Genomic DNA, 13,066 nt, shown 5'->3' with positions numbered 1-13,066 from the left:
GGTTACCGGTTACTTTTTGGTAATGGTGAACTCCACGCGCCGGTTTTTGGAACGGGTTTCTTCTTGGTCGTTGCTTGCGATGGGCTTGCTGCCGCCGAAGCCTTCGGTGGTGATGCGGCCGCCGTTGACGCCATGGCTGCTGAGGTATTTTTTCACTTCATTCACCCGGTCCTGGCTTAGCTTGAGGTTCAGGGCGGGGTCGCCCTGGTTGTCGGTGTGGCCGGAAATCTTGATTTCCACCGACGGATAATCCTTCATGATGCGGATGAGGCGTGCCAGCTCGGGATAAGAGTTGGTGTTGAGGTAGTACTTGCTCTGCTGAAAGAAAATGTTGTTCAGCTTCACCGTCTGGCCCACGTTGAAGGGCACGAGAAACAGGTCCTCTTTCTGCTCGGAGTATTTTTCCTTGGCCGTTACATCGAGGTTGGCATTTTCGGCGATGTAACCCACGGCTTCGGCGCGGTAGCCGTACTGCACGCCGCTGGGTAGCACAATGGTGTAGGAACCATCCTTGGGGTCAGTCTCGGTTACTCCGATTTCCTCACCGGTGAGCAGGTTTTCGTAGTGAATAATGGCCCGGATGGGCTTGTTGGTATTCACGTCGAGCACCCGGCCGGTTACCAGCGTCACTACTTCGGGCTGGAAGGCGGGCGCCAGCGAGATGCGGAAAATGTCTTTGGAGCCGTCCGTGCCGTTGCGCGACGATACGAGGTAGGCATCCTGGCCGGCAGCCGATACGGTGTAGTAGGCGTCAAAATCCGGGGAGTTTACTACTGGGCCCAGGTTGCGGGGCGGGCTCCAGTTGGTCCAGGTATCGTCGAGGCGCTTGCAGTAAAAAATATCGGACTTGCCGTAGCCCCCGCGGCCTTCGCTGGCGAAATACAAGGTCTTTTCGTCGGCGGCCAGGAAGGGTGCGAAATCGGCCTTGTCGGTGTTCACGTTCCGGCCCAGGTTGAGCGGTTTGGTCCATTCCGCTTGCTTTTTGGGGTCGGCCATGGCGCCAGGCAGCTTGTCGGGCTTCGGAAAGCTCACGTAAATATCCTGGCCGCCGATGCCGTCGTTGCGCTCCAGGGCCATCAGCAGCGCCCTGCCCGAGGTAGCCAGGCAGGCGTCGATGTGCTCGGGGTCTTTGTTGTAATAATCGTCGATTTTTACCGTCGTGGGTTTGCTCCAGCCAATGGCCGAGCGGCGGCTCATGCTAAAGCCTTTGGGCTGCATCAGGCCGTCTTCGTACACGCCGATGAGCAGGGCCGACTGGCCGTTGGCCGATACCGACGCCAAGCCGTTGGGGTCTTCGGGGGTGTTGCTGGGCTCGGCCATGTTGCGGGCCGGGCCCCAGGTCTTGTTTTTGCCCGACACTAGGCGGGAAACCCAGATATCCTGCGGGTCGCGCACGCCGCCCACGTTGCCGGGGTGGTTTTGCCGGGCGAAGTACAGGGTGCGGCCGTCGGGCGAAATGACGGGGTGCGTGTCTACGTAGCGGGTGTTCACGTTCGGGCCCAGGTTCACCAGCGACGAATCGAACTGCGTGGAAAGCACCGCATCCGGACCTTTGGGGGCATCAAACGCCTGCTTCACCATGGTGGAGGCCACGTCGGCCACCCCGATGGCGTCAATCTGATTCACGCCTTCCACCTTGCCGGTGTTCATGCGTATTATCACGCCCAGGGTGCGGTATTCGGCCACGGGAAACCGGATTTCGAGGGTGCGAAAAGGCTCTGGAATTGGGCCCGGCGTGGCATTGGAGTACACCTCGTGCTTGTTGCCCTTGGTGTCTACCAGCTCGACTTTGGTAATAGAGCCGGGGTTGAAGTTTTCGACGATAGTTACCTGCTGAGCCGCGATGGACCGGGCAAACCGAACCTCAATAAATTCGTTGGCCCCTTCCTTTTTCGGAATCCAGGCGTCGTTGCTGATTTGGCCCAGCGGCAGCGCATTGGGTATGCCCAGCACCTGGGAAGGAGCAAACGGGGCCTTGCCTTCGGCTTTTTGCGAAGAAACGTCGACCACGCGGGCGGCCCACAGCACGCGCTGGGCCCGCGCGGCGGGCCCAGCAAATAGTAGCACCGCCACCGGAATAAAGGCGAGGAGGCGGGATGCAAAGGAGCTAGTCATATAAGTAATAGCAGAAAAAGTAAAACGTCCGGGTTAAGCCCGAACCATAGAAAATGCCCGGTCGCCGACCCGGTAGCATTATATACAGCTAACCTAACGAAAAACTATTTCCCAATCCCTACCGGCGTAGGCGCTACCTTCCCGTTACGGCTCTGTGCACTCACCAAAACACAGTCGTTAGTGCGTGATAATAGAGTGGTTATCGGTGGTTTTGGACAGAGGGCTGGCGCTCCACCAGTTCCGCTGCCGGTACGCGGCCAAACCAGGAATTTTATTGCTAATAGTAATACTTGGCGGCCTTTCGGCACGCGCGCAGGTGCTGGTGGGGGCCACGCCCTTTGGCCCGGTATTCAGCGGCCTGCAGCCGGAAGTGGCCGACACCGCGCTGCTGCTGCTGGCACGGGCCCGGCGCGTAGGCCTGAGCACCTTTGTGCAAACTACGGGCGCCCGCGGCTACCTGCGCCTGGGGCCGCGCCAGCAGCTGCGCTATCGCATGGGCACCGACATGATTTACGATTCGCGGGGCACGCCGCCCTTCGTGCGGGAAGATTACGGCGCCGACGTCGCCCACGTTTTCACCCTGGATGCCGCCAACCACTGGCAGCTCGGCCAGCAGCTGCACTACGACCAAAGCCGCGCCAATGCCACCCGCAGCGGCCTGTGGCTGGCGCGGCTGGGCTACCAGCGCCGCCTGCGCCCCGGCCACCCCGCCGATTCGCTTTCTCAAATGCGCCTCACCGTACTTGGTGGTCTGGCCACCGACCGCCGCAACGGCCGCGACGATGCCGGCGTAGCCTACGGGTTCGATGCGGCCGCCATCTATTTCGCCAATGGCCCCGCCGCGCCGCCGCTGGTCTTGCGCGTGCTGGGCACCCGCGCGGCGCTGGGGCCGCGCACCATGCAGCGGCTGGTAGCCGAAGCCGTGGGCGAGCAAGCCTTTTTGCCCAACGCGCCGCTCACGGTGCAGGGCCGGTTGGGCTACCGCTCCAACCGCGCCGAAGACTACCTGCTGGGCTCCGTGCAGCGCATTCAGTCCGATACCGTATTGGCGCAGGCGGGCGCTTCCTACCGCATTAACGCCTTCACTACCTTACGTTCCGACAACAGTGCGCTGCTGCCTACCCGCGCTTTCCGGTACCGGCGGCAGGCCGAAGCGGCCGATACATTGCAGGACGTGGGCTACCGCCAGCGTGAGCTGGACACCCGGCAGGAGCTGCGCTATGCCCGTCCGCAGCTGCAGGCCACGGTGGTTTTTAATTTTCGGGAGCGAACTAGGGCCTACTACCTCGACAACTCGCGTAACCTGAGCGTGGCCCGCCTGGCTACCGCCCTGGTCCGGGAGCAGGTGAAAGACATCACCGAGCAAACCACGCTCTGGCAAAGCACAATCACGTGGCTGCCCACGCCCCGCCACGCCCTGGCGCTGCTGGGTTCGGCCCAGCTGCTGCGGGTGGACGCGCCCAGCAAAGACAACCAGCAAACCCGCGACGAAGCCCAGCACCTCGCCCGCCTCACCTGGACGGGCCGCTGGGCCGGGGCCTTCCGCACCACGCTGGGCGTGGCCGGCGAGTACCGCCAAACGGTGTTCATCCGGGCGGGACTGAGCGCCGAAAACTATGCCGACCGCCTGCTGCACTGGGAGCCGGGCTTCACCTGGGCGCCGGGCAAGCTGAGCATCCGTTCCTATTACCACTTGTGGGTGAGCTACCAGGTGCGCGACCGGGCCAGCGAACAGGCGCGCAACCGTGCCAGCCGGGTGCTGGAACAAACCCAGAGCATCAGCTACCAGCTGCGCCCGCGCCTGTTGCTGCTGGCCGACTACGTGCGCCGCGAAAACCGGGTGGGCCAGCTCAACTGGGCGCAGTTTCGGGAGAGCCCGCTCGATACCAGCGTCACCCACGACTTTACCCTGGGGGCGCGGCAGAGCTGGGCCGGCCCGCAGGGCAGCACCAGCGTGCGCCTGGGCTACCGCCTGTTGGAGCAGCGCAACTACGGCCGGGCGGCCCTGCTGCTGGACGACCTCACGGGCCCGGCTACCACGCTCATTTTCCTGCACAATATTACCCGCCAGCACGGCCCCGAGGTAGCCGTGGAACGCCGGGCCACCGCCGGGTTCAACATCGCGGCCAGCGTTTGGCTGCAATGGCTGCGCACCTTCTCAACGTTCACGCCCGGCACTGGCACCTTCATCGGCAGCAGCTACACGGCGCTGGATTTGGGCCGGGAAACCAGCCGCGTGCTGCCTTATTTCGAGCTGAGTGCTGAATGGCGCGTGGGGCGGCGCTGATGTTTCTCTTGGCTATTCGGTTGCCGTTTTGGGTGAATCAGCGGTCTGCGGATTAGGCCGATACTTCCTTTGGCAGCACCGCCAACAGCTCCTCCAGCCCTGCCGCGAACGCTGCCGTGGCCTCGCCCCGCTCCTCGTCGGTAGCGGCTGCGGCCTCCAGAATTCCAAGCCAGTGGGCCAGCCGCACGGCTCCCAGCAGGCGCAGCGAGGGCCGCAGCTTGTGCGCCAGGGAGCTAGCGACCTGCCAGTCAGCGCCGGCCCACGCCGTGTGTAGCTCCACCACGCTGCCAGGGGTGTTGGCATGGAAAGAGGTCAGAATGCGGTTCATGAAAACCGTGCTGCCACGGGCGGTTTTGCGCAGCAGGTCCAGGTCAAAAACGGGCGCGGCCGCTTCGGGGTTAGTGAGTGCTGGTTGAGGCTCTGGGTTGGTTTCGGGCGCAGTCGGGGCTGCGGTGGGTGCTGGCGTCAGGGGGGCGGCCGCGCCGGCAATCAGGGCGGCCAGCTTGCTCAGCAGGTCGGCTTCATCGAAGGGCTTGGACAAGGTGTCGTTCATACCGGCGGCGGCGTACTTCTCGGCATCGGCCCGGAAGGCATTTGCCGTGAGGGCCAGAATGGGCGTGGCTGCCCGCACGGCGTCGTAGTGCGCCCGAATGCGGGCGGTGGCTTCCAGACCATTCATGCCCGGCATCTGAATATCCATAAGTATCGCCTCGTAGCGGCGCTCTTCAAACAGCTCCAGCGCTTCGATGCCGCTGATGGCTTCATCAACGATTACGCCATTGCCTTCGAGCAGGAGCTTGGCTACTTCGCGGTTCACGGCGTTGTCTTCCACCAGCAGCACGCGCAGGCCGCGCACGGCCGCTACAGGCAAGGGCGCCGGCGTTATGGCGCGCTCCCGTGCCTTGGGGCTGGCCTTGGGCAGGGTGGTCATAAAAGAGAACGAGCTGCCTTGGCCCGGCTGGCTTTGCACCGTGAGGCGGCCACCCATCTGGGCCACCAGCGCCCGGCTGATGCTCAGGCCCAAACCCGTGCCGCCAAACTGCCGGGTGGTATCGGCATAGGCTTGGGTGAATTCCTGAAAGATGCTTTCTAGCTTATCGGGCGCGATGCCGATGCCGCTGTCCGTAACCCGAAATTCGGTGGTGAGCGTGTCTTCGGTTTCGCTCACGAAATAGCCGCCCACGGCCACCGTACCGCCCGCCGGCGTGAACTTGATGGCATTGGAAAGCAGGTTAATCAGAATCTGATTGAGGCGGTACGAGTCGCCAACCACCCACGGGAAAGGGCAGGAATCGCGCAACATGGTGCCCACCACCCGAATGCCTTTTTCCTGCGCCTGCAGCATCAGGGGGTGAATTGCGTGGCCCATCGAATCGCAGATGTTGAAGGCGGTCTGCTCCAAATCCAGCTTGCCGGAAGTGATTTTGGCCATGTCGAGCACGTCGTTCACCACGTTGAGCAGGTGGCGGCCGGAATGCTGAATGATGGAGGTATAGTTGAGCTGCTGCTCGCTGAGGCCGGTTTTGGCCAGCAGGCTGGTCATGCCCAGCACGCCGTTGAGCGGGGTGCGGATTTCGTGGCTCATGTTGGCCAGGAAGTTTTCGCGGGCCGTGGCCGAAGCTTCTGCTTCCTGCTGGGCTTTTTTGAGGTCCGTAATGTCGGTGCTCACGCCCAGTACCTGGGCCGTGCCGTCGGCCAGCACCAGCGGGCAGCGCACGCTCTGGAACCACCTTTCCTCACCATTGGCCAGCATCACGGAGTTTTGCGTAGTCAGGGCCCGCCCGGTCCTTAGCACCTCCTGGTCGGCCTGCACGGCACTCTGAATCTCTTCTTTGCTCAAGGCCGCTTCCGAAGTGGGAGTGCCAGCCAGGCTGCTTAGCAGGTGCCGGAAATCCTTCATTTGCGCATTCTCAAATACGGCGTTGCCCTGGGTGTCGCGCACCCAAATCAGGTTAGGGTTCAGGTCGAGAATGAGCTGGGTGAAGGTTTGTTGGGCCAGCATTTGGGCGTCGCTTTGGCGGGAGCGCGCTTCGGCCAGCCGCCGCACGGTGTTGTCTAGGCCGTAGCACATCACCTCGCGTAATGTCCCGTCGGGGCCAAATATCGGCTGGTAATAGCACTGCCAGTAAGCCGCGATTTCGCCATTGGCGGCGGGCCATTGCTCTTCCCAGCTCACCACCTGGCGCGTGGTAACGGCACGGTCGAACAAGCGGCGCCGCCGCACGCCCAGCGCGGGGGGCAGCCCCACGGTGGCGCTGTACTCGGCAAAGTTCAGGCCCACGCGGGCCTGCCGCTTGGCCGCGTCGCGCTCCGAATAAGGGTTCAGGTAGCGGTAGCGCTGGTCTGCATCGAGCACCGTTACCACGGCCGGTACGTGGGCCAGAATGGTTTCGTAGAACACGCGCTGGTCCAGCATTTCCTGCTCCGCCTGGTGCCGGGCCGTCACGTTGGTGAGGTAAAGCATGGCAAAACCTTCCTCCTGCACCGGCACCGCGAATAGCAAAAAATGCTGGCCGTTGGCCTGGAGCTCGCATTCCAGGGTTTCGCCCGTGCGCAGCGTTTGGGCGGCGGCCTGCATGAGCTGCGGCCGTACCCGCGAAGGGCCCGTCGCACGCAGCTCGTCGGCCAGCATGCCGGCCGCCGCGTTGGCGTACATCAGCTCGCCGGTGGCGCTCAACCGCATAACGGGGTTGGGGTCGAGCTCAGTAATCCGGCCCAAAACGCGCAGGCTGGCCGAGTCGGCTTCGGCCTGCTGGCAGCTGGCGCGTTCGGCTAAAACCAGGGCGTGCAGTTCGGCCAGGTCAGTCGGCAGGGAGTCGTTTATCATTTAACACTTATCACTTAACATCTAACAGCGGGCAGGCAGTCGAAATGAATAATCGCCTCAACGGCAATCTACCAAAGATAAAGCGGCTTTCGCGTCGTGGCCCTGCCGCACCGCTGTTAAATGTCAAGTGATAAAGCCTGAATAAAATTATAGCTCTTTGCGTAGCCGGGCCACCGGAATATTGAGCTGCTCGCGATACTTGGCCACGGTGCGGCGGGCTATGTTGTAGCCGCGGGCGTTGAGCATCTTTTCCAGCTTGTCGTCGCTCAGCGGCCGTTCCTTGCTCTCGTTGCCGATGAGGTCCTTCAGAATGCTTTTCACCTCGCGGCTGCTGGCATCCTCGCCCGAGTCGGTGGCAATGCCTTCGGAGAAAAAGTACTTAAGTGGATAAATACCGAATTCGGTTTGGATGGATTTCGAGTTCGCCACGCGGCTCACCGTCGAAATGTCCATGCTAATCATCTGGGCGATGTCCTTCAGAATCATGGGCTTGAGCTTACTCTCGTCGCCTTCCACAAAAAACTCGCGCTGCAGCTCCACAATGGCGTTCATGGTGCGCAGCAGCGTGTTCTGGCGCTGCCGAATGGCGTCGATGAACCACTTGGCCGAGTCCAGCTTCTGCTTCACGAAGGTCACGGCCTCCTTCATTTTCTGGTCCTTCTTGGCGGCCTTGTCGTAGGTCCGGAACATCTCGGTGTAGGCCGGGCTCACGCGCAGCTCGGGGGCGTTGCGGGCGTTCAGGGTCAGGTTGAAGCTGCCGTTGTCGTTCGTCAGAATGAAATCCGGCATCAGGTACTGCGTCTTGCCCAGGCCGCTGGGGCCGCTGCCGCCGGGCTTGGGGTTCAGCTTCAAAATGACGTTGATGGCCTCTTTCAGCTCATCGTCCTCCAAATCCAGCTTCTGCTGAATACGCGGGTAGTGCTTCTTGCTGAACTCCTCAAACGTGTCGGTCAATATCCGCTCGGCGTTCACGGTGTTCTCGTCCTGCGGGCGGCGTTCCAGCTGCAGCAACAGGCACTCGGGCAGGTCGCGCGCGGCAATGCCGGCTGGGTCGAAGCCCTGCACCACGCGTAGTACGGCCTCAATCTCGGCCACGGTCACCTCCAGATTCTGCGAAAAGGCCAGGTCGTTGGCTATGGCCGACAGGTCGCGCCGGATGTAGCCATCGCCGTCAATAGAGCCAATGAGCTGCTGGCCAATGGCTTCCTGGCGCTCGTCGAGGCTGGCGAAGTGCAGCTGGTCCATCAGCGAGTCCATGAGCGAGCCACTGGTGTCGGCCAGCGGGGTGTCGCGTTCCTCTTCTTCGCCGGGGCCGTCGCCCTGCATTTTGTAGCCGGCTATCTCGTCGTCGTTGAGGTAGTCGCTCAGGTCGAGGTCGGTGTTGTCGGGGGCAGCATCGGTGTCAGCCGGGCTTTCCTCCTTGGGCATTATCTCGGGCTCGGGCATTTCGTCGGCCATCTCCTGGTCGCTGCTGCGGTCGTCAAAATCCTCGTCCAGCGTGTTTTCGTCGTTGTCCAGCGACGCATCGGGGTCGTCCGAATCGTCGCTGTCATCCTCGTCGCGCTCCATTTCATCGGGCTCGTCGGCTTCGTCTTCTTCCAGGGCCGGGTTCACCTCCATCTCCTCTTTGATGCGGGTGTCCAGCTCGGCCGTAGGAATCTGCAGCAGCTTAATAAACTGAATCTGCTGCGGGCTTAGCTTTTGAGAAAGGAGCTGTTTGAGGTCGAGGCGTTGCATAGTTACGAAAATACGGAAAGTGCGGGCCCGTGGCCGTTTTTACCAAAATTTGACCGAAAAAGTTGGGCTGCCGTGAGTGTACCGTAAGCTTTAGCTTGCGATGACCGAAGCGAATGCAGGCGACCGCGCCGTTCAACGATTCTATTCGCTGCGCTCATCGCAAGCTAAAGCTTACGGTACGTTCCTACCTTTGCCGATTCACCCGCTTCCCCGCAAGTTATGTCCCTCAAACGGTCCACCGTCAAAGACCTCCTGGCCAGCCAGGAGCTCGACCGCGAAGTCCTCGTCAAAGGTTGGGTTCGCACCCGCCGCGGCAACAAATACGTGCAGTTCATCGCCGTGAACGACGGCTCCATACTCCACAACATTCAGGTGGTGGCCGATGCCGAAAAGTTCCCCGAGGAAGACCTCAAAGACGTCACCACGGGCTGCTGCGTGGCCATTCGCGGCAAGCTGGTGGCCTCGCAAGGCAAGGGCCAAACCGTAGAGATTCAGGCCGCTGAAGTTACGGTGCTGGGCAAATCGGACCCCGAAGCGTACCCGCTGCAAAAGAAGGCTACTTCGCTGGAGCACCTGCGCGAAATTGCCCACCTACGTCCCCGCACCAACACGTTTGGGGCGGTGCTGCGCGTGCGCCACGCGCTGGCCTTCGCCATCCACGATTACTTCAACCGGAACGGCTTCTTCTACGTCCACACGCCCATTATTACCGGTTCCGATGCCGAGGGTGCGGGCCAGATGTTCCGCGTGACCACGCTGTCGGCCGACAAGCCACCGCTGACCGAAGATGGCTCGGTGGATTACTCCGAGGACTTTTTCGGCAAGCAGACCAACCTCACCGTGTCGGGCCAGCTCGAAGGCGAGCTGGCAGCCATGGCGCTGGGCAGCATCTACACCTTCGGTCCCACGTTCCGGGCCGAGAACTCCAACACCGCCCGCCACCTGGCCGAGTTCTGGATGATAGAGCCCGAAGTGGCCTTCAACGAGCTCGAAGAAAACATGGACCTGGCCGAGGACTTCCTCCAAAGCCTGGTGAAGTATGCCCTGGAGCACTGTGCCGACGACCTGGCCTTCCTCAACGAGCAGTACGATAAGGAGCTGCTGGGCCGCCTGCACTTTGTGGTCTATAACGCCTTCCAGCGCCTCACCTACACCGAGGCCGTGGAAATCCTGAAATCAGCCAAGCAGAAATTTGAGTTTCCTGTGGATTGGGGTACCGACCTGCAGAGCGAGCACGAGCGGTACCTGGTGGAGAAGCACTTCAAAAAGCCGGTTATCCTCACCAACTACCCCAAGGAAATCAAGGCGTTCTACATGAAGCTGGACGAGGACGGCCGCACCGTGCGCGCCATGGACGTTCTGTTTCCCGGCATCGGCGAAATCATTGGCGGTTCGCAGCGCGAGGAGGACTACGAGAAGCTCACCACCCGCATGGCCGAAATGCACGTGCCCACCGACGAGCTGGACTGGTACCTCGACACCCGCCGCTTCGGCACCGCGCCGCACGCCGGCTTCGGCCTGGGCTTCGAGCGCCTAGTGCTGTTCGTAACTGGTATGAGCAACATCCGCGACGTGATTCCCTTCCCGCGCTACCCCAAGAACGCGGCGTTTTAAGAATACAGACTATCGTTTACAAAAAAGCGACTCCATGTAGGGTCGCTTTTTTTGTGAGTATTTGGCTGTGATTCGGCCTTGCTAATGGCGAATGGAATCGTAATAAACCACCGCTTGCTGGTGAATAACCCGTCGAAGCGAAAGCCCGGCTTCGGCCGATTTGCAATACCACTTACCGGCTAGTGAATCAAGTCTGCCTGCTTGCCTAATGATTTAGGGGCTTAGGAAGCAAACCGAGTTAGAGGGGCTGTTGACGAAGTAATTTAAGGAGCAATTTATAGAGGTCCTCGTAGCGATGATTGAAGCGAAATTCGGACTCATTCAAATGCAGCAAAAAGGCATGCCTGGGCACCCCCTTGAACTGGTGAAGGCAGGCTTTGGCGAAGCTCCAGAAGGACTCGATGCCGTTGATGTGCGAGGCGCCGCCCACGAATTCGTCCTGGCCCTGGCGGACGCGGAAGTGGCGGTCGAAGCCCACGTCCACCAGCCCGTAGTAGCCGCGCCAGCCGTCGGTGTTCACCATCGCGGCCACGTCGATTTTGCCGCGTATGATGGCCTGCAAGGTCTTTTTCGAGCAGTCGGGTACGATTTCCGTGTACACCTGCCCGCCGCGTTTGAACAGGCCGAAGACAATGGTTTTGCCGCCCGCGCCCCGGCCCCGTTTGCCGCGTACCCGCCGCGGGCCGAAGTAGCTTTCATCCAGTTCGACCGCCCCCGCCAACTCAGCCGGCACCGGGCTCCACGCCAGCAAGCGGTGGCGCAAGCGCAGGTAGATTTCGTTGACCGCCCGCACGCTCAAGCACGTGAGCCGGGCCGCGTCCGAGGCCGTCAAATCCAAGGCAAAGAGCCGCAGCAAGTACCGGAATTTGACCCCCGAAATTTTGCTGTATTTATAATAGCGGTTACCGGGTTGCATAACAAGAAGTTACGCCCTCTTTTCTTGCTTTTGCTTCCTAAGCCCCTTTTTTAATAATGAATTCATTTTTGCTCAATCTAGTGACAAGGCGAAACAAGCATGCGAGCTTCTCGCACACGATGTGGATGGGGATACGGTTGGTGAACTGCTTGGTGCAGGAGAGCCCGGAATCAGCGTTGGAAATATCAGCCTGCCCCAAGCATAAAGCCTAAAGCTGGTCAGTAACGCCACGGAGGGCTTGAGCTGCGTTGGTACTTCCTTTTGAAGCAGTGGAAATCCGCGTAGCAAGTAAGGGGAAAATAGTATCCTCTAGAAATTAACCGCAGGCAGCTGTGCAAGTGAGAAGTGTCAAAGTTCGGCACATACGCCTAAAAATCAAAAAAAAGACCTGTTCGGGCAGACTAACCGCACTATGTGCGCAAGGGTAAATTTGCGGCTTACCCCCTTGGTTCGATGTCGTTACTCACCCACTTAGCCGACGTGCCGGACTTCCGGCGGCAGAATAAAAACTTTCGCCACAAACTATTAGACATTCTCGTTATCAGCGTGCTAGCTGTGCTGAGCGGGGCCGACGATTTTGAGGAAATCGCCTGGTTTGGCCAGCAGAAAGAACCCGTCTTTCGGCGCTACCTCTCGCTGGACAACGGTATTCCGTCCGACGATACCTTCCGGCGGGTCTTTCAGCACCTGGACGCGGCGGCGTTCAACGCGGCCTTTCTGGCCTGGATGCGGCAGGTGCTGCCCGCCGACCAACTCGGCCAGGTTTGTATCGACGGTAAGACCCTGCGCGGCTCCGGCCCGCAGGCGCTGCACGTGGTGTCGGCCGTGGCCAGCGCCCAGGGCCTGAGCCTGGCCCAGGTGGCCACGGCGGGCAAAGGCCACGAACTGGCGGCCATCCCCGACGTACTGGCCCTACTCGACGTACGCGGCTGCCTCGTCAGCCTCGATGCGCTCAGCTGCCAACCTGCCATCGCGGCCCAGATTTGCCAGCAAGGCGGTGATTACCTGCTGGCCCTCAAGGAGAACCAGGCCACGCTCTTGGCCGAGGCCGAACGCGCCCTGGCTCAGGTGCCCGCTCGGCAGACGCTCGAATCCTGGAGCCTGGCCTCCCACAACACCCCGCTCTGCACCCAGGTCAGCGTCCAAACCGACCTGCGCTGGGTCGATGAAGAAGGCCGTTGGCCGGGGCTGGCCGCCCTGGTCCGGGTCGCGACCACCCGCCACCCGGTCGACGGACCGGCCCAGTCGCAGGCCGTGCGCTACTACCTCAGCAGCCGCGCGAGCCTGACCCCGGCCCAGGCCACGGCCGCCGTGCGCGACCACTGGGCCATTGAAAACAAGCTCCACTGGCACCTGGACGTGACGCTGGGCGAAGACGCCCACCGCTTGCGCCAGGCCCAAGCCGTGGAAAACCTGGCCCTCGTGCGCAAAATGGCGCTTAACCTGCTGCAACAGGACCCCACACGGGTCAGCATCAAGAAAAAACGAAAGCGGCTCGGATGGAACGATGCCTATTTAGAAGAGCTGCTGACCCAGATTTGCCACCAACTTGCATAGTGCGGTTAGTCTG

Annotated in this window: 7 protein-coding genes; 3 read left to right on the top strand and 4 right to left on the bottom strand. The window is 61.2% G+C overall.

The features are described from left to right. Window positions 1-9 precede the first annotated feature (9 nt). Window positions 10-2,115: an OmpA family protein gene (locus tag GM79_RS17585; RefSeq protein WP_051719024.1), complete on the bottom strand. Its 2,106-nt coding sequence runs from the start codon at window positions 2,113-2,115 to the stop codon at window positions 10-12. A 274-nt stretch (window positions 2,116-2,389) separates the two neighbouring features. Here GM79_RS17585 and GM79_RS17580 point away from each other — a divergent pair, with 274 nt between their 5' ends. Beyond that, on the top strand, window positions 2,390-4,402 hold the full coding sequence (locus GM79_RS17580) for a hypothetical protein (RefSeq protein WP_152560062.1): 2,013 nt from the start codon (window positions 2,390-2,392) through the stop codon (window positions 4,400-4,402). 52 nt (window positions 4,403-4,454) lie between these two features. Here GM79_RS17580 and GM79_RS23295 read toward each other — a convergent pair whose 3' ends face one another. Next, a complete protein-coding gene (locus GM79_RS23295; RefSeq protein WP_051719023.1) occupies window positions 4,455-7,229 on the bottom strand; it encodes an ATP-binding protein in 2,775 nt (924 codons plus the stop codon). Window positions 7,230-7,376: 147 nt separating this feature from the next. Further along, a complete protein-coding gene (gene rpoN / locus GM79_RS17570; protein WP_035566556.1) occupies window positions 7,377-8,966 on the bottom strand; it encodes an RNA polymerase factor sigma-54 in 1,590 nt (529 codons plus the stop codon). Between the two features lie 219 nt (window positions 8,967-9,185). Here rpoN and asnS point away from each other — a divergent pair, with 219 nt between their 5' ends. Continuing rightward, the gene (gene asnS, locus GM79_RS17565; protein ID WP_035566553.1) at window positions 9,186-10,580 is read left to right on the top strand and encodes an asparagine--tRNA ligase; all 1,395 of its coding nucleotides are present in this window, start codon (window positions 9,186-9,188) and stop codon (window positions 10,578-10,580) included. A 238-nt stretch (window positions 10,581-10,818) separates the two neighbouring features. Here the strand turns inward: asnS and GM79_RS17560 are convergent, their stop codons facing one another. Continuing rightward, window positions 10,819-11,496 carry an IS1595 family transposase gene (locus tag GM79_RS17560; RefSeq protein ID WP_035566550.1) on the bottom strand — a complete coding sequence of 226 codons (678 nt, stop codon included), beginning with the start codon at window positions 11,494-11,496 and terminating at the stop codon, window positions 10,819-10,821. 453 nt (window positions 11,497-11,949) lie between these two features. Between GM79_RS17560 and GM79_RS17555 the strand changes: the two genes are divergently transcribed. Then, entirely contained in the window at window positions 11,950-13,053 is a 1,104-nt protein-coding gene (locus tag GM79_RS17555; RefSeq protein ID WP_035559885.1) for an ISAs1 family transposase, read from the top strand. Window positions 13,054-13,066: the final 13 nt, after the last annotated feature.

The sequence above is a fragment of the Hymenobacter sp. IS2118 genome, assembly GCF_000715495.1.
Classification (GTDB): Bacteria; Bacteroidota; Bacteroidia; order Cytophagales; family Hymenobacteraceae; genus Hymenobacter.
The sequence above is the reverse complement of the archived record's forward strand: the minus strand, read 5'-3'. Positions and strand labels throughout refer to the sequence as shown.